The organism is Mesobacillus subterraneus (assembly GCF_003937825.1).
Lineage (GTDB): Bacteria > Bacillota > Bacilli > Bacillales > Cytobacillaceae > Mesobacillus > Mesobacillus subterraneus.
In genome coordinates this window covers 131,395-157,509 of the sequence record NZ_RSFW01000020.1, presented here as the reverse complement: position 1 = coordinate 157,509, position 26,115 = coordinate 131,395, and the positions used below count along the sequence as shown (strand labels likewise).

The window sequence follows — 26,115 nt, the reverse complement described above, 5'->3', positions numbered from 1 at the left end:
TCCAAAAGGTGGGACTATTATATGAAAAACTTTGTAAACAGAAAGTTGATTTTCCTTGCTTTAATTCTCATTACTTCGCAGATTTTCTTTCCTCTGGTCAATGCATTTGCTTCTTCTACTGCATTGCCTCCCAGTAATCTTGCAACGCAATACATAACTCCGGATGACGTAAAGCTTACATGGTCTTCTGTATATGGAGCGACAGGTTATAATGTATATGAAATAACTGAGGGGAAGCTTATTCTTCGTGACAGGACCACAGCCCCTAGCTATACGCTCAACAATTTAGATGAGGGGTCTTACCGCTTTGTTGTCTCTACATTAAGTTCAGAAGGTGAATCCGGGCCCAGCGCACCTATTTCTTTCGATGTAGTCTATCCTGAAATGTCTGCACCGGCGACCCTTACCCAAGCTGTCTCGAACGGTAATGATCTCACTCTTAGTTGGGGAGCAGCTCAATATGCTGAAAAATATCTTCTCTATCAGATCTCGGAAGCTGCGGAGCCTACCCTCATTGCTTCGACCGCAGCAAGAACATATAAACTGACAAATTTGGCTGAGGGCAACTATACATATGCGGTTTCAGCCTCCCATTCCCTATACGGGGAATCGGCGCTCTCTCCGAAAGTGAAATTAGATTTGACACATCCGGAAATGACAGCACCAAATAATTTCAACTATTCGATTTCAAATGGTACAGAAATAAATTTAAAGTGGAATGCAGTTTCTTTTGCGACGAACTACAAACTTTATGAAATAAAAGATAATGAAAAGGCGCTTACTAATACAGTTACTGGGACAAACCTTAAACTAACTGGTATGGCTGCAGGTGAATACTTTTATGAAATTCGGTCTAATAGTGATCGATTTGGAGAATCTGCAGAAGGCAGTCAATTGAAAGTTACAATTGGTGATGTCGTGATGGCTGCGCCAGGAAATGTTACCTATAGCTTTAAGAATATTAATGATATCGTTCTTGCTTGGGAAAGTGTCCCACAAGCGACAAGCTATAAGATTTACCAACAGGTTAATGAAGAGAAGATTCTTAGAGGAACAGTTACTGGTACCAGCTATACCGTTCCAAACGCTCCTGAAGATGAGTACCAATACGAGATTCACTCTTTTTCAAGTACTTATGGAGAATCGGAGATTGGAGGCAAGGTAAAAGTACCTGTTATCCATCCCGTTATGGTGCCACCCCTTAATGTAAAGGGAACAGTAAAGGATGACAAGGATCTTACAATAACATGGGATACAGCTGAGAACGCAACGAATTACCGAGTCTATCAAATTGTTAATGGGCAGAAGACTTTAAAGAGTACAGTTTCAGCGACAAGCGTAACTTATACAAATCTTACACCAGGCGAGTATATGTATGCTGTTCATTCCTATTCCTCGCGCTTTGGAGAGTCCGCTGAGGGAACTCCTTTAACAGAGACGGTGAAGGGGAAAACCATGCTTTCACCGGCAAATCTTACCCATACTGTTTTAAACGGAAATGATATTAAATTAAGCTGGACTGCAGCTGAAAATGCCACTAACTATAAAATCTATCAAGTGGTAGATGGACAGAAAACTTTAAAGAATACAATCACAGGAACTACTATCACCTATACAAATTTACCTGAGGGAGATTATTATTATTTAGTTCATTCGAACTCTTCACTTTTTGGTGAATCAGAAACGGGTTCAGAAATGAAGCTTACAATGATCCATCCAACAATGGAATCCCCTCAGGAGCTGACATACAAACTAAATAATGGAAATGACGTTGCCTTGAGTTGGTCAGCAGCACAGTATGCGACTGCCTATAAGGTATATCAGCTGATAGACGGAGTAAAAGTATTGAAATATAACGGCTCTGCGTTGAGTGCAACAATCTCAAAACTGCCTGTTGGGGAACATACATTTATTGTGCATTCGGTAAGCTCCCGATTTGGAGAGTCACGAGAAGGAAATAAGATATCCATTAACATAAATGAATACACAATGGAAGCACCCGAAAACTTAACGCATACTATTTCTAACGTTAATACTCTCTCCCTAAAGTGGGATGCAGTTTTATATGCGAATCGATATAAAGTATATGAAGTAGTAGATGGACAGCGATTCCTCAAAGCCACCGTCACAGGAACGACGGCTGCAATTAGCAACATACCAGAGGGGAAGCGCCATTACGTAATACATTCAGAAAGTGACCGGTTTGGCGAATCACCTAAAGGAGCTCCGGTGGCTATTGAAATCGTCTTTCCAGTTATTCAGGCACCAGAGAATCTAACTTACAGTATAAAAAACGGTAATGATGTCGTACTGGCTTGGAGTGCTGCTCCATATGCAACAAGTTACAAAGTGTATGAAAAAATAGATGGACAAAAAATCTTAAAAGCGACAGCTACAGGATTGTCGGCGACAATCACCAATATCACAGAAGGGGAACATTCATATATTGTTCACACTGTGAGCTCCCGTTTTGGTGAATCAGAAGAGGGCAGTGATGTCACAATTGATATTGTGTATCCTTCTATGCAGGAACCTGAGAATTTGACACACACCATAACAAATGGAAATGATATTACATTAAAGTGGAATGCATCTTTATATGCTACTAGCTACAAGGTATATCAGATTCTAGGAAGCGAAAAAGTTTTGAAAACAACAGTAACTGGGACATCAGCTGTTTTAACCAATATGCCGGAAGGAAAGTACTCATTTGAGATTCATTCCTTTAGCACTCGTTTTGGAGAGTCTGTTCAAGGTACGGGAAATTCATTCGAGCTGGTATTTCCAATCATGCAAGCCCCTTCTAACTTTTCACACAGCATAACAAATGGCAACGATATTGTTTTGAGATGGAATAGCACATCCTTCGCAACCTCTTATAAGGTTTATCGTATTATTGATGGCAAAAAGGAGCTTTTAAGAACGTTAACAGGTACTGCTGTGACATTTACGAATATGCCTGAAGGAAATTATGAGTACGAAGTCCATTCGGTTAGCAGCAGGTTTGGCGAATCTCCAGAAGCCAGCAAATTGAACTTTGAGCTTTCTTGGCCGGTTGTTCAGCCACCACAGGTCTCTGGAACAGTGTTCAATGTAAACAATATTACTTTGGCCTGGCCAGCTGTCACTTGGGCAAATGAGTATAGAGTATATAAATTAAATGATGGTGGAAAAGAGTTAATTTATAAAGGAACAGCGTTGAACTATAAAGTTTATAATTTGACAGAAAAAACTCATTCGTTTGAAGTCACAGCATACAGTACCCGCTTTGGTGAATCAAACCCATCGAATAAAATTACTGAAAAGATCATTTATCCAATTATGGAACCTCCTGCAGCGGAGTTAAAGTTACTAAGTGAATCGAGTGCCCGTATTTACTGGGATTTTGTTACCTATGCAAATGGATACAATATATATGAATTATTGGATGGGAAGCCCGTACTAGTTGCTGCAAATGTAAATAACCTATCTTATACCCTTACAGACCTGACCTATGCGAACCACGAATATTACGTAACATCTTACAGCAACTCCTTTGGGGAATCAGAGCCTTCAAATATTGTGCTGGCAAAGCTGATCGTCGATACTCAGGCACCTGTTACATCCTCGAATATTAAGAACGACTGGTCCAATGAGAGTGTCAGTGTGAAGCTGACCGCAAGTGATGATGAAACGGGTGTTGCCGCTACGTACTATTCTGTTAATGGAAGTGGTTTTGTTGAAGGAATCACGGCAATAGTATCAGGAGAAGGCCTCCATCAGATTGCATACTATAGCGTCGATAGAGCAGGAAATAAAGAAGAGGTAAAAACCGAGACAGTAAAAATAGATTTTCAAGCTCCAAACACGATATCAAATATGGATGCTAACTGGAAAAGGGATTCTTTTACTGTGGAGCTAAATGCAGAAGATGGATTGAGTGGAGTATCTAAAACTTACTACTCTGTAAATGGGGAAGATTTTACTGAAGGAAATACTCTTATTCTGACTGAAGATGGTGCTTACCAGGTATCTTACTTCAGTAAGGATCTTGCAGGGAATACTGAAGCGGTTAAGACGGAAATCGTGAAAATCGACAAATCAGCTCCAGTTACTGCAGCAAATGCACAAGAAGAATGGTACAAGTCAGATGCGAAAATCGAGTTAACTTCACAAGACAGCTTTAGTGGGGTTGATACAGCCTACTATTCTATAAACGGGTCAGAATTTGTTGAAGGTGATAACTTTATCCTTTCGGAAGAAGGAGTTCATAAAGTCTCATACTTCAGCACAGATCAAGCTGGAAATAAAGAAGAGGTCCAGGTTATCTATGTGAAAGTTGATAAAACGGCACCGGTAATAACGACTGAGTTTGATGATGAGTATGTATTAGGAACAAGCTTGGCTATTAAATATATAGCAGCTGATAAATATTCTGGTATCAAATCAGAAGAAATTACAGTTAATGATATTGAATATAATAATGGGGAAAGTCTCACTCTAGATATACCTGGAATATATACTGTTAAAATTAAGGTAACGGATCATGCAGGGTGGACGACTACTTATGAAAAAAATTTTGGAGTCTATGTTCCAATAGAACTCGAAGTTCTGCCTAAGGTTATTAAAGGGAACAAGGGGATTTTTACGGTAAAGGCAATCCTTCCTGAAGCCTATCAAGATTTATTTGATGTGTCCTCTGTTACCTTAAACGGAGTAGCACCTGTTATGGATAATACGGGTTTACTCAAGCAGGCCGAGAAAGGTCATTTTAAATTTGAACGCGAAAATTTTGATTGGGATCCTGGGCAAGTAAAACTGGAACTAAGGGGATACTTAAGTGACGGGAACCATGTATTTGGAACAAAATTAGTAGATGTAAAGTAAGCAAGCAGGATTCCTTTTTTGAGGAATCCTTTTTTTAGGTTTTAATCATCAAAGTACTAAATAAATCGGAAGATTCACCGATATTACATAAAAGATTGTTTATTCCAGGGGGATCCAGTGATGATTGAACGGTTATCATCAAACCATTTTTCCTCACAAACAAGAAATGCCGATTCAGGCGTGACAAACATCCAGATGCAGGAAAGATTAGTTGAGTATTTACCAGAGGCACAATTTGAAGAGAAGACAGAGAGTGTAACTTTCCCGAAAGAGAAGGTTGAAGAGATTGTTTCAAAAATGAATAAGTTTATGGAAAACTCACCAACTTCATTGAAATTTGAGTTCCATGAAAAGCTGAATGAATACTTTGTTAAAATCGTAGACGATAAAACGAAGGAAGTTGTAAGGGAAATCCCACCAAAAAAAATGCTTGATTTTTATGCAGCAATGACCGAGTTTCTGGGATTGATGGTGGATAAAAAAGTATAAAGGTGATGTAAATGGCGGGTATACGTGTAGGCGGTTTAGCCAGTGGAATGGACATTGACCAAATTATCACAGATTTAATGAAGGCAGAACGGATGCCTTTAGATAAACTAGCACAAAAAAAACAATATCTTGAGTGGCAGAGGGATGATTATCGGAGTATAAATAAATCCCTTTTAGAATTGGATCAACTAATATTTGATGGTGTCTTAAGGCAGAGTTCTTTTAGTAAAAAAACGGTGTCCGTTTCCAATCCAGGCGCTGTTTCGATTAAAAACATAAACTCTACAGCAGATTTTTCTGGGAGTATTCAAGTGAAACGCCTTGCTTCGGCGGCGAGTATGTATTCAAAGGCGAGTTCTACAATTGACTCCACAGCTAAATTGAGTGATTTAGGAATAACGGGCCCTATTACCATCGAGGCCATTGGCAAGGACGGAAGTCTAAATACTAAGCAAGTTACGATTGATCCTGAGAAAGATACCTTGGACACGCTCATCGTTAAAATTAATAGCCAAACTGATGTGTCTGCCTATTTTGATAAAGCCTCTGGCAAGTTTTCGATTAGCGCTAAAAATACAGGCGATGTAGCAGGGGGACCGGAAATTGTTCTAGGCGGTGACCTAAACTTCTGGTCTGCATTAAATATGGATTTAACCAGCGATGATGCGGTTGCAAACAATGTGGGAACCGCAGGAGTAAATGCAGAGATAGTATACAATGGTATGCCGATCGTAAGATCTTCCAATACCTTTGCTATTAATGGAGTGGAAATTTCATTAAAGGCAGTTACAGATGGGCCAGTTACCTTCTCCTCAGCAACTGATACTGATGCAATCCTTGATACAATTGTAAAATTCGTGGATCAATACAACTCGTTGATTGAGAAAATTAAAGGCGAGCTCGAAGAAAAGCGTTATCGTGACTTCCAGCCTTTAACCAGTGAACAAAAAGATTCTATGAATGAAAAAGATATAGAGCGCTGGGAAGAAAAAGCGCGCAGTGGAACATTGAGAGGAGACTCGATTCTCTCAGGAGCTTTAAACAAAATGCGCATGGATTTATATACAGCTGTTTCTGGTATTGCAGGTAAAAACCAGCTTGCTGAGATAGGGATTAAAACCTCAAGTAACTATATGGATGGCGGAAAATTGGTCATCGATACAGATAAACTTAGAGCAGCCCTTACAGAAAATCCAAATGGTGTTTATGAAATATTCGCTAAGAACGGCGGTACATCTGCTGAACAGGGACTAGGCCGACGTTTGCGTGATACGATAAAAAGCACCATGCTGAACATTGAAAAACGTGCAGGGAAGGCCAGCAGCACCAATAACGCCTTTACCCTCGGCAGGAACCTGTTGAACATTGACAGCCAAATCAATCGTTTCGAAGATCGGTTAATTAAAGTTGAAGACCGCTACTGGCGCCAATTCACAGCAATGGAAAAAGCGATTCAAAAGGCAAATAGTCAGTCAGCGTATTTAATGCAGCAGTTTAGCTATTAAAAAGCCTTTTTACAAAAAGGAGAGTAAAACATGGCACTAACGAATCCTTATCAATCTTACCAGCAGAACTCAGTCAATACCGCTTCTCCTGGCGAATTGACACTAATGTTATATAACGGATGCTTGAAGTTTATCAATCTGGCAAAGCATGCGATTGATACGAACGATATTCAAGCAAAAAATACGAATATCCAAAAAGCACAGAAAATCGTTCAAGAGTTAATGGTTACGCTTAATTTGGATCTTGAAGTTTCACAGAATATGATGGCCTTGTACGATTTTATGAATCGCCGATTGATCGATGCAAATATAAAAAACGACAAGGCGATTTTGGAGGAAGTGGAAGTGCTGGTTACGGACTTCCGCGACACCTGGAAGCAGGTCATTCAATTGAACCGCCAGAAGCAACATAGCCAGGGTGGCATGGCGTGAGTGCAGTCATTCAATTTCATCAGCTAACAACTGAGTTGATCAGGTTGCTTGAGAATACTGATGTTGATCGAGATGATAAAATCGCTAAGGTTGAAGAATTACTGAACCAACGTGAAACGCTAATTGAGGAGATCAAACCACCCTATACTCCTGAAGAATTGGAAAAAGGGAAGGAAGTCACACTGTTAAATACAAAGCTGGATCAGCTTTTAAAGCGCGAGAAGGGCGCCGTCCAAAGAGACATCAAGGATCTGCAAAACAAAAAAGAATCGAACACAAAATATGTCAACCCATATCAAAGCCTTTCGACTGACGGCATGTTTTACGACAGGAGAAAATAGGTGAACGCGTTAAGCGAAGAAAAATTTCTTTTGGTCAACCAGTATATTGGTTTGCTGGAAACCATCGAAGAAGCTTTTGGCCACATTTTCCTTTGTCTAGAGGATCTTATGTTTGAGGATGCTGAAAACTTGTGGGATGACATCCTTGCGGCTTTTTGGCAGATTTATCAGTCTAACCAGGTTCTTGCTGAGCATTTTTTCGATCGACCGGGCATACTGAGCCAGTTTGAAAATTTTGAGTCCGTTTTGGAAAAAGCTCAACCGATGCAAAACACAGACTACATTTTATGGGAAGGAATCATAGGGGAAGGCATCTATCCTGCTTTTTCCGAATGGTCCAGGGAAATAACTAAACAATTCCGCCCTTATTACATTAATTAACCGCCTAATTTCGGGCGGTTTTTCCATTTCTGGACAAGCCTCTACAAATTATCCACTATTCCGACAGTAAAAACAGACATAAAAATGTCAAATCTTCAGACTGTTTTTGCAGGAGTTCTTTGGGGTAAAATAGAATTAGTAATACATAGTCATATCCCAAAGGAGGAGTCCACTATGAACTACAACATTCGTGGAGAAAACATTGAGGTAACGCCAGCAATCAGAGAGTATGTAGAGAAGAAGGTTGCGAAGCTTGACCGGTATTTTACCGAGTCACCCAATGCCAATGTGAACGTGAACCTGAAAGTTTACCAGGATAAAAAATCAAAAGTTGAAATTACGATTCCGATGAAGGACCTTGTGCTTCGCGCAGAGGAAACTCATGAAGATATGTATGCGGCGATCGACTTAATCACTGATAAGCTTGAGCGTCAGATCCGCAAGCATAAAACGAAAGTAAACCGCAAATTCCGTGAAAAGGAAAGCCTGAAGGACTACGCTCCAATTTTCACAGAAGTCGAGCACGTTGACGAAGACGAAGACCTTGAAGTTGTCCGCACAAAGAGCTTCGACCTGAAGCCAATGGACAGCGAGGAAGCGATCCTGCAGATGAACATGCTGGGCCACAGCTTCTACGTCTTCACAAATGCTGAAACAAATCAAACAAACGTTGTTTACAAGCGTAACGACGGCCGCTATGGTTTGATCGAGGCACAATAACTTATAATCAATACCCACAGTCAGAATTTGGCTGTGGGTTTTAATTTGCGCTCTTGAAGGAAATTTTATACCGAGTGCCGAAATATTTTTTACAGGAGGCGATACATAATGACATTTTCAATTGTAGGTTATGATCCGCAAGAAAAAGAATGGGGGATTGCGGTGCAGTCGAAGTTCCTTGGTGTGGGCGCAGTCGTGCCGTTTGCCAAGGCGGGAGTTGGTGCTGTGGCGACGCAATCGTATGCGAATACGGCTTATGGTCCGCAGGCGCTTGAACTGATGGCGCAGGGGAAATCGGCTGAGGAAGTGATGGAGCTGATCACGAAGAATGATCCTGACAAAGAAATGCGCCAGGTTGGCTTGATTGACGCCGAAGGGAATCCGGCCACTTTTACAGGTACATATTGTTATGATTGGGCAGGCGGCGTGACTGGAAAGCATTTTGCGGCTCAGGGAAATATTTTAGTAGACGAGAATACTGTTAAGGCGATGGCAGAGACGTTTGGATCAACGGAAGGCTCGCTGGCACATCGATTGCTTCAGGCCCTGAACGCTGGTCAGCTAGCAGGTGGCGACAGCAGGGGCCAGCAGTCGGCGGCACTTCTTGTCGTGAAGGAGAAGGGTGGCTATGGCGGCTACAATGACCGTTATATCGATTTGCGTGTCGATGACCATCCGGAGCCAATCACAGAACTGATCCGCATCTACGGATTGCAGCAGCTTTATTTTGCAAAAGCAAAGCCTGAGAACGTGGCCACTATTGAAGGCGAGGTAAAAGCCGACGTGGTTCAGCACCTCAAGCGTCTGGATTATTTAAAGGGAGACCCTGCTGACGAGGAAGAGTTGCATAAAGCGCTCACTGCCTACATCCACACGGAAAACTTCGAGGAGCGCGAACAGGAGAAAGGCAAGATTGACCTGGAAGTTTTGGAGTTCATGAAAAACCAATAACTCACACTGTCCCTCTGTCAGCCGGCAGGGGGCTTTTCGCCATCCCCGATTGGTTGTCACCCCCTTTTGGAAGTGGTAAGATAGTAATAAGAAATAAATCGAATTTTCAAAAGGGATTCGGTGCACTCAGGGCGAATCTTTTTTCTTTGGGACATTTTTTCAAAATCGAAATCAACGAGATTCAATAGATAAAAGGAGCGTCTGTATGGGGATTTTAACGAAAATTTTCGACCAGAATAAACGCGATATTAAAAGATTGACGAAAATGGCGGATCAAATTGATTCGCTTGCAGGTGATATGGAAAAGCTTTCGGATGATGACTTGAGGGCAAAGACGGAGGAGTTCAAAAACCGTTATCAGAACGGCGAGTCCACAGATGACATGCTGGTTGAAGCGTTCGCGGTTGTCCGTGAAGGGGCAAAGCGTGTCCTTGGCCTGTATCCTTACAAGGTCCAGTTGATGGGTGGTATTGCCTTGCATGAAGGGAATATCTCCGAGATGAAAACTGGTGAAGGTAAAACCTTGACTGCAACGATGCCTGTTTACCTGAACGCGATTACAGGCCGCGGAGTGCACGTTATCACGGTCAACGAATACCTAGCGAGCCGTGACGCCGTTGAGATGGGCAAGCTGTATGAGTTCCTTGGCCTGACGGTCGGTCTGAACCTGAACAGCATGACGAAGGAAGAAAAACAGGAAGCGTACCGCGCAGACATTACTTATGGTACAAACAATGAGTTCGGCTTCGACTACCTCCGTGACAACATGGTGCTCTATATGGAGCAAAAGGTTCAGCGTCCGCTGCACTTCTGCGTCATCGATGAAGTTGACTCCATCCTGATTGATGAGGCACGTACTCCGTTGATCATTTCCGGTTCCGCGCAAAAATCCGCCGCGCTTTACATGCAGGCAAACGCATTCGTGCGTACGCTGAAGCGTGAAGAGGATTACACTTTTGATGAAAAAACGAAGGGTGTCCAGCTAACGGAGGATGGCATCACGAAGTCCGAGAAGGCTTTCGGCATCGAAAACCTTTTTGACATCAAGCATGTGACCCTGCTGCACCATATCAACCAGGCTATGAAGGCTCATGCGAGCATGCATCTTGATGTTGATTATGTCGTCCAGGACGGCGAGATTGTCATCGTTGACCAATTCACTGGACGTCTGATGAAGGGCCGCCGCTACAGCGAAGGTCTGCATCAGGCAATCGAGGCAAAAGAAGGCCTTGAGATCCAGAACGAGAGCATGACACTTGCGACAATCACATTCCAGAACTACTTCCGTATGTACGAAAAGCTGTCCGGTATGACAGGTACAGCAAAGACTGAGGAAGAGGAATTCCGTAATATCTACAATATGAACGTTGTCGTCATCCCGACAAACCGTCCGATCGCTCGTGACGACCGTCCGGATTTGATTTACGCAACAATGCAAGGGAAGTTCAAGGCAGTTGCCGAGGACATCGCCGAGCGCCATCAGGCTGGCCAGCCGGTTCTTGTTGGTACGGTTGCGATTGAAACGTCTGAAATCATTTCAGCTTATTTGACGAAAAAAGGCATCAAGCACAATGTCCTTAACGCGAAAAACCATGAGCGTGAAGCGGATATCATCGCAGAAGCAGGCCAAAAGGGAGCGGTAACGATCGCGACAAACATGGCGGGCCGTGGTACGGACATCAAGCTTGGCGAAGGTGTGAAAGAAATTGGCGGCCTTGCGGTGGTCGGTACAGAGCGTCATGAGAGCCGTCGTATCGATAACCAGCTTCGTGGACGTTCCGGACGTCAGGGTGACCCGGGTGTGACTCAGTTCTACCTATCCATGGAAGATGAACTGATGCGCCGTTTCGGTTCTGATAATATGAAAGCGATGATGGAGCGACTGGGCATGGATGATACCCAGCCGATCCAGAGCAAGATGGTTTCTAGAGCTGTTGAATCTGCGCAGAAGCGTGTTGAAGGCAATAACTTCGATGCTCGTAAACAATTGCTACAGTACGATGATGTTCTTCGCCAGCAGCGCGAAATCATCTACAAGCAGCGTGATGAGGTTCTTGAATCCGAGAACCTTCGCGGTATCGTTGAAACAATGATCAGGTCTGCATTGGAGCGCAATGTCTCTGCCCATACGCCAGCAGGCGAGGATGTGGAAAAATGGGATCTGAACAGCATCATCGATTATGTGAACGGGAACCTGCTTCACGAAGGCGACATCACTGTCGAAGACCTTCACGGGAAAGAGCAGGATGAGATCATTGACGCCATCATTGCAAAGGTAAAAGAGCGCTATGATGAAAAAGAAGAGATGCTGACAGACGAGCAAATGCGCGAGTTTGAAAAAGTCATCGTGCTTCGTTCGGTTGACTCGAAGTGGATGGACCACATCGACCAGATGGACCAGCTCCGCCAGGGAATCCATCTCCGTGCATACGGTCAGATCGATCCGCTGCGCGAATATCAGCATGAAGGCTTTGCGATGTTCGAGAACATGGTTCTTTCCATTGAAGACGATGTTGCGAAATACATCATGAAGGCGGAAATCCGCAGCAACCTGGAGCGCCAGGAAGTAGCGAAGGGCCATGCGGTGAATCCGAAGGAAGGCGAAGGCGGAAAAGTGAAGAAGAAGCCAGTCGTCAAGGCGATGGATGTCGGCCGTAATGACCCATGCATCTGCGGCAGTGGCAAGAAATACAAGAACTGCTGCGGCAAAGCTGAATAATTTTTAACAAGAGGGCCCGTTTTCGGCTCTCTTTTTCCTTGAGGCATAGAATGAGGTATAATGGAATTAACTTTTTTATGAGGTGAACGATATGGAATTGGCAGATATCAGGAATGAGCTTGAAAAAACAGCTAAGAAATTAGCGGACTTCAGGGGGTCTCTTTGACCTCGAAAACAAGGAAGCGCGGATCGCGGAGCTAGAGGATGGCATGCTTGCGCCGGACTTTTGGGATGACCAGCAGAAGGCACAGGTTGTTATCAACGAAGCAAATGCGCTTAAGGAACAGGTCAATGTTTTTAACGAGCTGAATGAGACGTATGAAAACCTTGATTTGACGTACGAGCTTGTCAAAGAGGAAAATGACGCGGATCTTCGTGAAGAACTGGAGAAGGAGCTCGTTGAATTCAAAGAGCGCATGAGCGAGTTCGAGCTTCAGCTGTTATTGAGCGAGGAATATGATAAAAATAACGCGATCCTTGAATTGCATCCGGGCGCTGGCGGAACGGAATCCCAGGACTGGGGCTCGATGCTGCTGCGGATGTACACGCGCTGGGCGGAAAAGCGCGGCTTCAAGGTTGAAACGCTGGACTACCTGCCAGGCGACGAAGCGGGAATTAAGAGTGTCACTCTGGCGATCAAAGGCCACAATGCCTACGGCTATTTGAAGGCGGAAAAAGGGGTACACCGTCTGGTTCGTATATCGCCATTTGACTCTTCAGGCCGCCGTCATACGTCGTTTGTATCCTGCGAAGTGATGCCGGAATTTAACAACGAGATCGAAATTGAAATTCGTACGGAAGACCTGAAAATTGATACGTACCGTGCGAGCGGTGCCGGCGGTCAGCATATCAACACCACTGACTCCGCTGTCCGTATTACGCACATACCAACTGGCGTTGTTGTCTCTTCTCAGGCAGAACGTTCACAGATTAAAAACCGTGAAACATCGATGAAAATGTTGAAAGCAAAGCTTTATCAGCGCGAAATCGAACAGCAGCAAGCCGAGCTGGACGAAATCCGCGGCGAGCAAAAAGAAATCGGGTGGGGCAGCCAGATCCGCTCCTACGTCTTCCATCCATACTCCATGGTCAAAGACCACCGCACCAGCGCCGAGTCCGGCAATGTGCAAGCCGTAATGGATGGGGATATTGATATGTTCATTGACGCTTATTTGAGATCGAAATTGAGTTTGGGTGAGTAAATATGAGTTTGGAGACCCCCCGCCGTGGTTGGCAGGGGGCTTTTTGCGTGGCTGGAAAAATTATTCTCTTACTAAAATACTATAATTGCGTAATCATCTTTGTTAATTGCGTACAAATTTGAGGTAATTGCACAATCACTCCGATTTATTGCACGAAAATACACCATAATTGCACAGTCTCCTATATATAGGAAAACCTCCTCGGCCAAAAAGGGAGAGGAGGCTTCTTCAAGTTTTAGAATACACTCTATTTTTCGTACTACCTGTATGTTTCAAGTCCATATTCCCCAGCAAGTATGTTGCAATCGTACGGGACGGCATGAGCAGGAACTTTCGTAATTGCATGTTCGTAATCGTCCGTCCTATTAACAAAAAATAATCCAGAATTGCTTGCTCATGGGCACTAGTTGAGCTTGTTCCACAATGAAGGCAATACCATTTCCGTGAGATTCTTTCCATGCTGAATCGGTCGCAGGCAGGACAAAGAATGCCGGGAATGATTTCAGAAGGGGAGATATTGTACTTACGGATACTCGCTGTTTCAGGTTCGTGGCTTTTAATCAGAAGTTTTGTTAACTTCTTTATATCCTTTAAAGTCAGAATTTCTTTTTGATGACTGTTTTGAAACTCCCCTATTTTAAAAATCAAATTACCACCTTTGCTTACTCTGTCAAAGACTTCTTGATTTTTGCTGGGATTTTGTAGGATGGATCCGTGATTGCTGTAGGTTACGAGGAATTCTAAAGGAAGAGGGTTGATGTTGTGTTTCTTCAGCCAGTTCCTGAATTGATAAACTTGCCTTTTTACCTGGTCGATTGGACAATCGTAAACTTCTGTAGTGTCATTGTACCTTCGAAAAACTTGTTTGAAGTCAGGGTCAAACTCAATGATTCCAGGCATATTCTTATTTTCAATCAATAGGATGAATTTGGTTGATAACAGAAGGAGATCAATTTGGAAGTGTTTTGAACCCTGTGGTATGCGGAGGTCTTGGAAAATGTGGAAGTCATTATCATCTAAAAGGCTGAGATAATAGTCTATATCCTGTTCTCCTTTAAAACCAGCTCTTATAATAAGCAAATCTTTAAGAATTTCTTGCCTTTTTGGATGATTTGGAGGGAGTCTGCGAAGTAGTGCTTCATTAACGAGGATTCTTAGTGGGATTGTTCTTCGTTTTACAATCAAAATGTTCACTCCTTTAGGTTAATGACTAGGATATTCGACATAATTCGGTTAAATCCTTCTTTAAAAAGAATAGAAGTGTGAACTGGAAAAATTATTCTCTTAAAACAAGATGATAATTTCGTAGACATATTAAATAATTGCACAAAACGTCTCCTTAATTAAGTAATCCATTTGATTAATTGCACGAAAATAGACGAGAATTGCGTCTTCTTCCTGAAAAAGGAAAAAGTTCCGCTGAAAAAAGCTAACTTCAAACTAAAAACATCGTTTTAACCCCAATTACCTTTTTTTCAGCAACCCCAGACCCAAAAACAGACGCACAACCGCTAAAAACAGGTAACAAAAAAGCAGCCTTCCAGCAGGAAGGCCGCTTCACTATAGTTAGAAGAACAAACAATAGTTAGATAAACAAATTCAATCCAGAATCCTCAGCGTCGCCAAGGTAGGCTGCTACGCCGCCGATTTCGACACCGTCGATGAGTTCTTCTTTTGCAATGCCCATGATGTCCATGCTCATGCCGCATGCTAAGAGTTTGACTCCCGCATCCATAGCATTTTTCATTAGGGTTTCAAGGCTGTCGACGTTTTTATTGGCCATGACGGTTTTGATCATCTTGGCACCCATGCCGCCCATGTTCATTTTAGAGAGTGGCAGGTCGTTTGAGCCTTTTGGCATCATCATGCTGAACATTTTTGCCATCATGTCTTTTTCGGTGGATGGTGCGTCGTTGCGTTTCAGGATGTTCAATCCCCAGAAGGTGAAGAATAATGTTACTTCTTTGCCCATTGCAGCCGCGCCGGATGCGATGATGAAGGTTGCAATCGCCTTGTCGAGGTCGCCGCTGAATACGACCATCGTCGCGCCGTTTTTAGCCGATGCGGCAGCTGGTATGCTAGTTGGAACCTCAACTGGTGCAGCCATCGTATTCACAGGCACCACCACATTGCCTTTCATAATGTGAGCTTTGAACTTCTTATCTTCGAATTTGTTGCTGACAAGCTTGTTGCCGGTTTTCTCGCACCAGGCCTTTATATCCTTCGCAAAGCCTGGATCTGTTGCGTGGACTTCTAGCACCTCGCCGTCCTGCATGTCACCGATTGTTTTATACACCTTCATGATCGGGCCGGGACATGATAGACCGCAGGCATCAAGTGTCGTTTTTACAGTCGGTGGAGCCACAGGTGCTGCAACTGGAGCAGCCTCAACAGCCAACCCCACGCTGGACTGGGCTGCACCCGCAGCAATCTCCTCCATCGCAGCATTACGTTGGGCAACGCCATTGTCGCTAATTGGTGTACCGCAGTTTTCGCTTGCATCTGGCTCATATACGCAAGAGTAGGTCTTATAGCCGCCGTCGAGGTTGCAGACCTTGAATCCTGCCTGAGTCAGGATGCGGGATGCAAGATAGCCACGCAGGCCGACCTGGCAATATACGTATACTTCTTTCTTTGGAATTTCGTCAAGACGGTCGCGAAGCTCTCCTAATGGAATGTTCACAGAACCCTCAATCATGCCCATGTCGCGCTCGATCGGTTCGCGGACGTCAATCAGATAACCTCCGTTTGCCAGGATGTCGTTGACTTCATGCCATTGGACGGTTTCGACAAGCCCTTCCGCAATGTTCTTAGCTGCATAGCCAGCCATGTTGACTGGATCTTTTGCAGAAGAGTATGGCGGCGCGTATGCAAGCTCAAGGTCTGGCAGATCGAAAATGGTCATGCCGCCTTTGATGGCAGTTGCCAGAACGTCGATGCGCTTGTCGGCTCCATCGTAAGATACTGCCTGGGCACCGAAGATTTTACCTGTCTCGCGGTCAAAGATCAATTTTAGCGCGATCGGAAAGGCGCCAGGATAGTAACCTGCGTGAGAGCTTGGGTGAACGTGCACGACATCGTAAGAGATGCCAAGACGCTTCAAAGTCTTCTCGTTATTACCTGTTGCGGCAACGGTCATGTCGAATACCTTCGCGATAGATGTGCCAAGCGTGCCCTGGTATTTGGAATCGATGCCGTTGATATGGTCAGCAACGATGCGGCCCTGGCGGTTAGCAGGCCATGCAAGCGGAATGTGAGTCGCCTGACCGTTGATGTAGTCTTTTACTTCAATTGCGTCACCGATTGCGTAGATGCTTTCGTCAGCTGTCTGCAGGCGTTCGTTAACACGGATGGCACCGCGCAGGCCAAGCTCAAGGCCAGCTTCCTTCGCCAGTTTGTTTTCAGGAGCGACACCAATTGCAAGGATGACCAAATCAGTCTCAATCTGCATGCCGCTGTTCAGGTTGATCAACTTGCCCTTGTGATTGAAAGATTTTACTCCGTCTTCAAGAACGAGATTCACGCCTTTTTCACGGAGGTGCTGATGTAAAATAGAAGCCATTTCAAAGTCGATTGGCGCCATGATCTGGTCTGCCATTTCAACGAGTGTTACTTCAACACCGCGCTCCCAGAGGTTCTCTGCCATTTCGACGCCGATAAACCCGCCTCCGATGACGGTTGCCTTCTGCGGTTTTTGCTCATCCACGTACGTTTTGATTTTATCCGTATCAGGAATGTTGCGAAGAGTGAATAGTGCTTCCGCATCATCAATACCGGGAATTGGCGGCTTGATTGGGCTTGCTCCTGGTGATAAAACGAGTACATCGTAGCTTTCCTCATACGTTTCACCAGTTTTTAAATTCTTGATTTCCACGATTTTGCGTTCACGATCGATGCGTGTCACTTCGCTCAGGTTGCGGATGTCCATGTTGAATTTCTTTGACATGCCTTCAACTGTCTGCACAAGCAAGGCGTCGCGCTCCTGGATCGCACCGCCTATATAATAAGGAAGTCCGCAGTTTGCGAAAGAAATATATTCACCACGTTCGATCATCACGATTTCTGTTTTTTCATCTAATCTTCTTAAACGGGCCGCTGTAGTAGCTCCTCCAGCAACTCCACCTACGATCACAACTTTTTTTGTCATAATGATTACCCTCTTTCTGTGATATATCTATCCGTAAACAAAATTTGTAATTATCTTTTCTACAGGAAAGACTAATTAAAATGTATTAGCCTCTCTATACGTGAAATATATCACAAAGTACGACTAGGGGTAAGGGTATTTGGTGAAACGTCAAAAATTGTTCATAATTTCACAAACTAAATGCGAGCTAGCTTGAAAAAACGGACAAATGCGTATCTTCTATTATAAAACGTGCTCATTCTTTCACCCTTTAATACGGCGCACTGCTGGCGTTTACAGAAAATTCGACACGTGCTATACTCACTGACGGCATTAATGTAAAAAGGGGATAGGACTTTGAAAAAAAGGCGTAATCATACATCGAATCCAACTGTAGAAAAGCTTTTTGAATATGTATATGTACTGATTGGTTCAGCGATTGTGGCAATCTCGTTCAATGTGTTCTTGCTGCCGAACCGAGTGGCATCCGGCGGGGTGAGCGGGATCAGTACGATTCTGGATGCGACGATTGGCTGGGAGCCGGCGTATGTCCAGTGGGCATTCAACATCCCGTTGTTTATCGCAGGGGTTGTTTTACTTGGGCGCCAATATGGGTATAAAACTCTTGCAGGGACCATCTTCCTGCCGTTCGTTGTTTTTTTAACGAATGATGTTAAGCCATGGACCCTCGATCCTTTGTTAGGCTCGCTGTTCGGCGGGATTGGTGTCGGTCTTGGCCTTGGAATTGTTTTCAGAGGAAATGCGTCAACTGGCGGTACCGACTTGGCAGCGCAAATCATCCATAAGTTTACCGGGCTTTCACTTGGGACTTGCGTGGCGTTAATTGACGGTTTGATTGTATTGTCCGCTGCGATTGTATTTGATATTGAGCGCGGCCTTTATGCATTGATCGGCCTTTATGTTACTAGTAAGACAATTGATCTTGTGCAGGTCGGCATCGGGCGCTCGAAGATGGCGATGGTCATCACCAACCGCCAGGAAGAAGTTCGTGAAGCGATCTTGAATAAAATTGACCGTGGAGTGACAAAACTATCAGCATACGGCGGCTATACCGACCAAGAACGACCAATTATCATGTGCGTCGTGGATCAGACGGAGTTCACAAAATTGAAACAATTGGTTCAATCCATTGATCCTGCTGCGTTTGTCATTGTTATGGATGCTTCAGAGGTATTGGGCGAGGGTTTTAAACGGGCATAGAATTGGTATAAAATAGTCGTGTATGCAAAATTTTCTTAGGGGGAGTTAAGTTGAAGAAGAAATTATTAGCTCTATTAATGGGAACCTCCTTAGCACTGGCAGCTTGCGGCGGCGGCGGCGACGAAGCAGGCGGCGGAGACACAGCTGGTGCGGATCCAGAAAAGCTTTATAACCAAAAATGCTCCAGCTGCCATGGCGGCAATCTTGAAGGCGGCGTAGGACCTAAGCTAAGTGACGCAGGTGCACGTTTATCTCAGGAAGACATTGAGAGCATCATTGCAAACGGCCAGGGCTCCATGCCTCCAAAACTGCTTGAAGGCGACGATGCTTCTGCAGTAGCTGAATGGCTGGCAAACAAGAAATAAGGTTGAAAAGGAAACGTCCTGATTTTTCAGGACGTTTTTTGTTTGCCTTGTGGGTTTGCGATGCTGTTGCTGTTACTCAAGAAACTGAACTTTGTATAACAAATTTCCAATACCAATATAGGTAAATTGCTGTCTTTATGCATTTTTGCAAAATCGCCAAATTATTTAGCAATTCAGCAAGCTTCACAAAGTAGCCATACATTTTTTGTCAAACGAACGTAACACCAGTGAAATAATACTGAAGATTTACTGAATTCAAAAATACCAATAAACCCAGACAGGAGGCGGTAACTAGCCTGCTTGCTAGTGCAAAAATTGGTAAAAAGACTTGTTGTTATTAGTATCTAAGGAAGTAAATGGATAAAAACTACTAATTTGAAAAGAAACTGTAATAAATAAAAGGGTTATTTTGATAGAGGGAGATGCTATAATAGGTTTGTTACAAATTGTCGAAGTTTAGCCGCGTGTTTTAAGACAAACCATCTAAGGTGATTTTTAAATGATAGATATGCAAGATGTTTACAAAACTTACCCGAATGGCATCGTTGCCGCGAGCGGGATTAATGTTCATATAGATGCAGGTGAATTTTTATACGTAGTAGGACCCAGCGGTGCTGGAAAATCTACTTTCATCAAAATGATGTACCGTGAAGTAAAGCCTTCGAAAGGTTCCATCATTATAAATGGTGTCGATCTTGCCAAGTTGAAGAACAGCAAAGTTCCATTGCTGCGCCGAAATATCGGCGTCGTGTTCCAGGACTTCAAATTGCTTAATACTCTATCAGTCTATGAAAATGTCGCATTTGCAATGGAAGTTATTGAAGAGTCTCCGCAATATATCAAGAAACGCGTCATGGAAACACTTGAGCTTGTTGGCCTGAAGCATAAAGCAAGAGCTCTTCCTACTGAGCTATCGGGCGGGGAGCAGCAGCGTGTTGCTATCGCACGTTCAATTGTGAACGCACCAAAAGTGGTGATTGCCGATGAGCCGACAGGAAACCTTGATCCAGATACCTCATGGGAAATCATGAATATCTTCGAAGAAATCAATATGCGTGGAACCACGATTGTCATGGCAACCCACAACAAAGAAATCGTCAACACAATCAAGCATCGCGTCATCGCGATTGAAAATGGCAGGATTGCCCGTGACGAAATGAAAGGTGAATACGGATATGAAAGCTAGAACATTCCGCCGCCACGTTCGTGAGAGCTTTAAAAGCTTGGGCCGAAACGGCTGGATGACCTTCGCGTCCGTGAGTGCCGTAACAGTTACCTTGCTTTTGGTCGGTGTCTTTTTCGTCATTATGATGAATTTAAATAAAGTCGCAACCACAATAGAGGAAGATGTAGAAATCCGAGTCCATGTGGATGTAGCAGCGAATGACAAAGATAAAGAGGTATTGCAGCAACAGATTAACCGGGTTTCCGGGATTAAAAGTGTAACTTACTCTCCAAAGGAAAAAGAGCTTGAGAATCTCATCGAGAGCCTTGGAGAAGAAGGAGAAGCTTTCCAGCTGTTCGAACAAGATAATCCTTTGAACGATGTCTACGTCGTAAAGACGAAAAATCCTACTGATACAATGAAAGTTGCCCAACAGATTGAGAAGCTAAATTATGTCGCAACTGTTAAGTACGGGCAGGGCAAGGTCGAACAACTATTCAATTTTATAAAAATCAGCCGTAACGTCGGGCTCGTCCTGATCATCGGGCTTCTTTTTACAGCGATGTTCCTGATTTCCAACACGATTAAAATTACAATCATGGCGCGTAAACGAGAGATTGAAATCATGAGGCTCGTGGGTGCCACAAATGGATTTATCAGATGGCCGTTCTTCCTTGAAGGACTATGGCTGGGAATCCTGGGTGCAGTAGTGCCAATCGCAGTTGTGTCAGCAGCGTACTTTTACGCGTATGACTTCCTGAATGCTAAATTAAAAGACCACTTTATAAAATTGCTTGAATTCAACCCGTTTGTTTACCAGCTGTCTGCGATCCTGATCATTATGGGAGCAGCAATTGGAATCTGGGGAAGTCTCATGTCCGTCCGTAAATTCTTAAAAGTGTAAGAGGGCATTTCCGGAATATTCCGGAAATTACCTCTAAACACTACATAGCCATTAGACGATAGATAGAAAGACAAAGTTACGAAACTATCATAAGTATGAGAGGGGTATAGTTCTAGTGAAAAAACAGATACTCTCACTAGCAGTAGTCAGTACTTTAAGCCTGGGTTCCTTATTAAGCCCATTATCAATGGAAACAGCAAATGCAACGAGCATTTCTGAAATGCAGAAGCAGCAGAATGAATTGAAGAATAAGCGTTCAGGCATCAATGCTGAAATTAACCAAAAAGACGATAAAATCGGTGAGCTTCAGGGTGAGCAGCAAAAAATAGGTGATCAAATTAAGAAGCTTGATTTCGCAGTTTCTGATACAGAAAAGAAAATCAGTGCTAAAAACGCTGAAATTGACCAGACCAATAAAGAGATTGAGCAATTAAAAGCGGAAATCGCTGTGTTGGAACAACGTATTGAAAAACGTAATGAACTGCTTAAGAACAAAGCTCGTTCCTTCCAGGAAAATGGGGGAACAGTAAACTATATGGACGTCCTGCTTGGAGCACAGAGCTTCAGCGACTTCGTTGACCGTGTAAACGCAGTAACGACCATTGTTCAGGCAGACAAAGATATCCTTGAGCAGCACAGAAAAGATAAAGAAGAGCTTGAACTGAAACGTAACCAGGTAGAAACTAAGCTTAATAACCTTCAACAAATGAAGAAAGAATTAGAGTCTTTGAAGGTAAGTCTGAATGCACAGATTCAAGAAAAGAATAAATTAATGAAGACTTTAAAGCATGAAGAAGAACAGATGCATGGTGAAAAGTTGGAATTGGAAGAGACTGCAGAACTCCTTGCTGCGCAAGAAGCTGCGATGGCCCAGGCGATTCAGCTAGAGAAGAAACGTCAAGCGGAAATCGCTGCGGAAAGAGCTCGTCAGGCAGAACTTGAGAGACAAAGACAAGCAGCCGCGGCAGCTGCAGCGGCTGCTGCAGCCAAAAAGAGTGGCAACGGAAGCTCATCTTCTGCACCAGCACCTGCACCAGCACCAGCTCCAAGTGCAGCGCCATCCGATGCAGGCGGCATGCTTCAAATGCCAGCAAATGGACGCTTAACCTCAGGAATTGGCCAGCGTTGGGGAACTTTCCACGCAGGAATTGATATTGCTAACAGTGGAGCGAATGTGCCAATCGTGGCTGCTGCTGATGGAGTCGTTATCCGATCTTACTACTCTTCAAGCTATGGAAATGCGATTTTCGTCGCTCACTCTATTAACGGCCAAACATATACGACAGTCTATGCGCATATGAGCGATCGTTCTGTAAGCAGTGGACAAGTTGTATCACGCGGCCAGCGTATCGGTACAATGGGTAACACCGGCCAATCATATGGCCAGCACTTGCACTTTGAATTGCATAAAGGCTCTTGGAATGCTTCAAAATCGAATGCCATCAATCCAATGCCGTACTTCTAATAAAATTTTTCGGGAAGAGACATAGGTCTCTTCCTTTTTTATTTTCCCCGATATGAGTCTTAGAAACTTGTAAAATAAAACCAACTAAAGAGAGTGCTAAAAATTAATCCTTCATACCCTGTCCCTCTTCGTCATATAATGGGAATCATAGAAATTTTTACGGCAGAGGAGCAGTTGATGCGGTAAACGAGGGGGAGTACGGCAATGGAACGGAAGTGGATTGCCTTTTTAATGGCGGGCTCGCTGCTGACAGGTGCAGGGAGTACATACGCCGGTATGCAATGGTATGAAAGCAAGGCTGGGGTTTTGGAACGGCAGATTGTGCCAGAGCAGATTTCGAATGCGGAGTCCGGCAATCCGTCCAGCCTTGATAAGGTCGAGCAGGCTTACAGCTTGATTTTTAACAGTTATGTGGAAAAGGTTGAGGAAGAGAAGCTGATTGAAGGTGCGATTCAGGGGATGCTGGCCACTCTGGAGGATCCTTATTCCGTCTATATGGACAAGGATACGGCAAAACAGTTCAATGAGACGCTCGAATCTTCCTTTGAAGGCATCGGGGCAGAAGTCAGCTCGGTCGATGGGAAGATCGTGATTGTGTCACCTTTTAAAAATTCTCCGGCCGAAAAAGCGGGTCTGAAGCCGAATGACCAGATTTTGAAGGTGGATGGCGAAAGCATCGAAGGCCTTGATTTATACGAGGCTACCTTGAAGATTCGCGGCAAAAAAGGTACCCCTGTAGTCCTGGAGATTGGGCGCAAAGGCTTGAAGGAGCCTTTGCAGGTAAAAGTGATTCGCGATGAAATCCCTCAGATTACTGTTCATGCAGACATGAAAAAGGTGAACGGGGAAAAGATCGGGTATCTGGAAATCACATCATTCTCGACAGATACGTCCAAGGAATTCAACAAGGAGCTTAAAGCCCTTGAAAAAGATGGCATGGATGCGCTCTTGATTGATGTCCGTGGAAATCCAGGCGGGCTACTCTCAAGCGTCGAAGAGATTTTGCGCGAATTGATCTCTAAAGAAAAGCCGCTCTATCAAATCGAGGAGCGCAACGGGGACAAGACGCGCTATTTTTCCAATCTCGAAAAAGTGAAGGACTATTCGATTGGCGTTTTGATTGATAAAGGAAGTGCTTCTGCTTCAGAGATCCTGGCAGGCGCATTGAAGGAAGCGGGCGGTTACCCGGTCATCGGCGAGAAAACCTTCGGCAAGGGAACGGTGCAGCAGCCGGTGCCGATGGGAGATGGCAGCAACATCAAGCTCACGCTGTACAAATGGCTGACACCAGACGGCAATTGGATTCACAACAAAGGAATTGAGCCAACCGTCGCGGTAAGCCAGCCAGCTCTTTATAATACCCATCCTATTCAAGCTGAACAGCCGCTCCAGCGGGATATGAACAGCGAGCAAGTGAAGAACGCGCAGGAAATCCTCACCGGACTCGGCTTCGAGCCAGGACGGACAGATGGCTACTTCAGCGATATGACCGAAATTGCAGTGAAAGCCTTCCAACGGAAAAGAGAGATGAATGCAACGGGCGTAATCGACGCGAAAACAGCCACCGCCCTTGAAGAAGCAGCAAGAGAAGCGATGAAACAGGAAGAGAACGACGTCCAGCTGCAGACTGCTTTGAGGCTGCTGGCGAAATAAATCAAAGGCTGCCCCTCAGTTTGGTATGAGGGGTAACTTTTTTTCTGGATTTGGATGACGGTGCAATTACAGGCATTGTTTGTGCAATTCTAACCGATTTTTACGCAAAAAACGGAAAAGACCGTGCAATTAACACAAATGATTACGCAATTACCGAGTCCTATTAAGAGAATAAATTTTCCAGTTGCCATTTCACAGTATTTAAGACAGATTGCAGATGTATTTGGCGCATAGATTATGCTAACCCCAACTCAATTTGACGCAATTCATTGCCTACCGCTCATCGATCCACACCAAAACAACTCAACAAGAAAAAAATCCCACCCATATTCCTCAACTATTGATAGGTTTTAACCTCCAGATTTGATAGAATAAGCTTAACTATCATAACTCGTAAAAAGGCTGGTGACATAGGGGTGGCACAGGATTGGTTCATTGAACTTCTAAAAGGGACGGGCAGGCTTCTGCTTCACCCTGTGTTCTATTATTCTATATTTTTGGCGGCGGTCCTGGGAGTTTCGCGCGTGAAGCGGGAGCGGAAGAATTTCACGGTGAGGGCGAAGGATGCTTATTTTGAGCTTCGTCAGCTGTTTCCGATCGGATTGCTGATCGGGCTGATTATTTCAATCATTACCGTTGCTGCTGGTCTCACGATTCCGTTCGCGGCAATTATTTTAATCGCGGCATTCACATTGCTGCTGAGTCTGACAACGCAAATTAGGCTGCTTGCACCTGCGTATACGATAGGTGCCGCATTTTTCGCACTGATTTTCCTTTCAGACCAAAACATCGATCTTCCGTTATTAGGAACTATCGATGATAAAATCTATCCTTCCATCGCAATTTTATTAGCTTTACTGACAATTGCGGAGGGCATCCTCATTTTACTAAACGGTAAAAAGGGGACGTCGCCTAAGCTCATTAAAAGTAAGCGTGGGCAGATGGTTGGTGTCCATGAGGTAAAGCGAGTCTGGCTGGTGCCGGCATTTATGCTGATCCCTGGCAATGTCCTGACGCTCCCGTTCGACTGGTGGCCGGTGTTCACACTTGGAGATAATACATATTCACTGATTCTGGTTCCGTTCGCGATCGGTATGCATCAGCAGGTGCAGGGCATGCTGCCGACGGAAGCAATCCAGCAGCAAGGCAGCCGCGTGATTGGGCTCGGTGTCCTGATATCCATGATTGCTGCTACTGGTTACTGGTACCCAATTGCCTCGATTGCGGCTGTCGCCGTCGCCATCATTGGCCGCGAAGCATTGACTTTCGCGCAAAGAATGAAAGAAGAGAGTGGCCCGTTCTATTTTTCGAAAAAGAACCATGGCGTCATGATCCTTGGCATTCTCCCGGGATCGCCGGCGGATAAAATGGCCCTGGCGGTGGGGGAGCTTGTCACAAAAGTGAACGGTGCCAATGTCCACGATGAAAAGGCATTCTATGAAGCGCTGTCACGAAACAGGGCACACTGCAAGCTCGAGGTGCTAGATACGAACGGACAAATCCGCTTCGTCCAAAGAGCGCTGTACGAAGGCGATCATCACGAATTGGGTATCCTATTTGTTCAGGATGAGAAGAAGTGGGACAGTGCCGTTGTCTAGTGTGATTATTCA

Annotated in this window: 19 protein-coding genes; 17 read left to right on the top strand and 2 right to left on the bottom strand. The window is 44.3% G+C overall.

The window, feature by feature from the left end:
• Window positions 1-21 precede the first annotated feature (21 nt).
• From EJA10_RS18190 to prfB, 10 genes are all read left to right on the top strand, one after another.
• A complete protein-coding gene (locus EJA10_RS18190) occupies window positions 22-4,866 on the top strand; it encodes an OmpL47-type beta-barrel domain-containing protein (RefSeq protein WP_125481453.1) in 4,845 nt (1,614 codons plus the stop codon).
• 120 nt (window positions 4,867-4,986) lie between these two features.
• Window positions 4,987-5,355: a flagellar protein FlaG gene (gene flaG / locus EJA10_RS18185; protein WP_125481452.1), complete on the top strand. Its 369-nt coding sequence runs from the start codon at window positions 4,987-4,989 to the stop codon at window positions 5,353-5,355.
• An 11-nt stretch (window positions 5,356-5,366) separates the two neighbouring features.
• Complete coding sequence (locus tag EJA10_RS18180) at window positions 5,367-6,860, top strand: flagellar hook-associated protein 2 (RefSeq protein ID WP_125481451.1); 1,494 nt, start codon at window positions 5,367-5,369, stop codon at window positions 6,858-6,860.
• 30 nt (window positions 6,861-6,890) lie between these two features.
• On the top strand, window positions 6,891-7,292 hold the full coding sequence (fliS, locus tag EJA10_RS18175; protein ID WP_125481450.1) for a flagellar export chaperone FliS: 402 nt from the start codon (window positions 6,891-6,893) through the stop codon (window positions 7,290-7,292).
• Window positions 7,289-7,633, top strand: coding sequence for a flagellar protein FliT (fliT, locus tag EJA10_RS18170; RefSeq protein WP_125481449.1), 345 nt, complete (start codon window positions 7,289-7,291; stop codon window positions 7,631-7,633). Before fliS ends, fliT begins: the two co-directional genes overlap by 4 nt.
• A complete protein-coding gene (locus EJA10_RS18165; protein WP_125481448.1) occupies window positions 7,634-8,014 on the top strand; it encodes a DUF8042 domain-containing protein in 381 nt (126 codons plus the stop codon).
• A gap of 174 nt (window positions 8,015-8,188) precedes the next feature.
• Window positions 8,189-8,734 carry a ribosome hibernation-promoting factor, HPF/YfiA family gene (gene hpf, locus EJA10_RS18160; RefSeq protein WP_125481447.1) on the top strand — a complete coding sequence of 182 codons (546 nt, stop codon included), beginning with the start codon at window positions 8,189-8,191 and terminating at the stop codon, window positions 8,732-8,734.
• Between the two features lie 108 nt (window positions 8,735-8,842).
• Window positions 8,843-9,685: a DUF1028 domain-containing protein gene (locus EJA10_RS18155; RefSeq protein ID WP_125481446.1), complete on the top strand. Its 843-nt coding sequence runs from the start codon at window positions 8,843-8,845 to the stop codon at window positions 9,683-9,685.
• Between the two features lie 205 nt (window positions 9,686-9,890).
• A complete protein-coding gene (secA, locus tag EJA10_RS18150) occupies window positions 9,891-12,404 on the top strand; it encodes a preprotein translocase subunit SecA (RefSeq protein WP_125481445.1) in 2,514 nt (837 codons plus the stop codon).
• Between the two features lie 91 nt (window positions 12,405-12,495).
• A protein-coding gene (prfB, locus tag EJA10_RS18145; protein ID WP_125481444.1) for a peptide chain release factor 2 occupies window positions 12,496-13,606 on the top strand; the annotation gives its coding sequence in 2 pieces (ribosomal slippage) (window positions 12,496-12,567 and window positions 12,569-13,606; 1,110 coding nt in all).
• A 228-nt stretch (window positions 13,607-13,834) separates the two neighbouring features.
• Here the strand turns inward: prfB and EJA10_RS18140 are convergent.
• Complete coding sequence (locus tag EJA10_RS18140) at window positions 13,835-14,791, bottom strand: nuclease-related domain-containing protein (RefSeq protein WP_170169184.1); 957 nt, start codon at window positions 14,789-14,791, stop codon at window positions 13,835-13,837.
• A gap of 400 nt (window positions 14,792-15,191) precedes the next feature.
• Window positions 15,192-17,753: a CoA-disulfide reductase gene (locus EJA10_RS18135; RefSeq protein ID WP_125481442.1), complete on the bottom strand. Its 2,562-nt coding sequence runs from the start codon at window positions 17,751-17,753 to the stop codon at window positions 15,192-15,194.
• A 336-nt stretch (window positions 17,754-18,089) separates the two neighbouring features.
• Between EJA10_RS18135 and EJA10_RS18130 the strand changes: the two genes are divergently transcribed.
• From EJA10_RS18130 to EJA10_RS18100, 7 genes are all read left to right on the top strand, one after another.
• Window positions 18,090-18,953, top strand: coding sequence for a YitT family protein (locus EJA10_RS18130; RefSeq protein ID WP_125481441.1), 864 nt, complete (start codon window positions 18,090-18,092; stop codon window positions 18,951-18,953).
• Between the two features lie 50 nt (window positions 18,954-19,003).
• Complete coding sequence (gene cccB, locus EJA10_RS18125) at window positions 19,004-19,318, top strand: cytochrome c551 (protein ID WP_125481440.1); 315 nt, start codon at window positions 19,004-19,006, stop codon at window positions 19,316-19,318.
• A gap of 499 nt (window positions 19,319-19,817) precedes the next feature.
• Window positions 19,818-20,504, top strand: coding sequence for a cell division ATP-binding protein FtsE (gene ftsE / locus EJA10_RS18120; protein WP_125481439.1), 687 nt, complete (start codon window positions 19,818-19,820; stop codon window positions 20,502-20,504).
• Window positions 20,494-21,387, top strand: a complete 894-nt coding sequence (gene ftsX / locus EJA10_RS18115; RefSeq protein WP_125481438.1) for a permease-like cell division protein FtsX — start codon at window positions 20,494-20,496, stop codon at window positions 21,385-21,387. Before ftsE ends, ftsX begins: the two co-directional genes overlap by 11 nt.
• A gap of 115 nt (window positions 21,388-21,502) precedes the next feature.
• Window positions 21,503-22,852: a murein hydrolase activator EnvC family protein gene (locus EJA10_RS18110; protein ID WP_125481437.1), complete on the top strand. Its 1,350-nt coding sequence runs from the start codon at window positions 21,503-21,505 to the stop codon at window positions 22,850-22,852.
• 204 nt (window positions 22,853-23,056) lie between these two features.
• Complete coding sequence (locus EJA10_RS18105) at window positions 23,057-24,505, top strand: S41 family peptidase (protein WP_125481436.1); 1,449 nt, start codon at window positions 23,057-23,059, stop codon at window positions 24,503-24,505.
• Between the two features lie 416 nt (window positions 24,506-24,921).
• Window positions 24,922-26,103, top strand: a complete 1,182-nt coding sequence (locus EJA10_RS18100) for a PDZ domain-containing protein (RefSeq protein ID WP_125481435.1) — start codon at window positions 24,922-24,924, stop codon at window positions 26,101-26,103.
• The last annotated feature ends 12 nt before the right edge of the window (window positions 26,104-26,115 follow it).

Coding starts and splice junctions, on each gene's coding strand:
- ftsE (WP_125481439.1), top strand. CDS start 19,818: ATGATAGATATGCAAGATGTTTACAAAACTTACCCGAATGGCATCGTT.
- hpf (WP_125481447.1), top strand. CDS start 8,189: ATGAACTACAACATTCGTGGAGAAAACATTGAGGTAACGCCAGCAATC.
- secA (WP_125481445.1), top strand. CDS start 9,891: ATGGGGATTTTAACGAAAATTTTCGACCAGAATAAACGCGATATTAAA.
- EJA10_RS18155 (WP_125481446.1), top strand. CDS start 8,843: ATGACATTTTCAATTGTAGGTTATGATCCGCAAGAAAAAGAATGGGGG.
- flaG (WP_125481452.1), top strand. CDS start 4,987: ATGATTGAACGGTTATCATCAAACCATTTTTCCTCACAAACAAGAAAT.
- EJA10_RS18190 (WP_125481453.1), top strand. CDS start 22: ATGAAAAACTTTGTAAACAGAAAGTTGATTTTCCTTGCTTTAATTCTC.
- EJA10_RS18180 (WP_125481451.1), top strand. CDS start 5,367: ATGGCGGGTATACGTGTAGGCGGTTTAGCCAGTGGAATGGACATTGAC.
- EJA10_RS18135 (WP_125481442.1), bottom strand. CDS start 17,753: ATGACAAAAAAAGTTGTGATCGTAGGTGGAGTTGCTGGAGGAGCTACT.
- EJA10_RS18105 (WP_125481436.1), top strand. CDS start 23,057: ATGGAACGGAAGTGGATTGCCTTTTTAATGGCGGGCTCGCTGCTGACA.
- fliS (WP_125481450.1), top strand. CDS start 6,891: ATGGCACTAACGAATCCTTATCAATCTTACCAGCAGAACTCAGTCAAT.
- ftsX (WP_125481438.1), top strand. CDS start 20,494: ATGAAAGCTAGAACATTCCGCCGCCACGTTCGTGAGAGCTTTAAAAGC.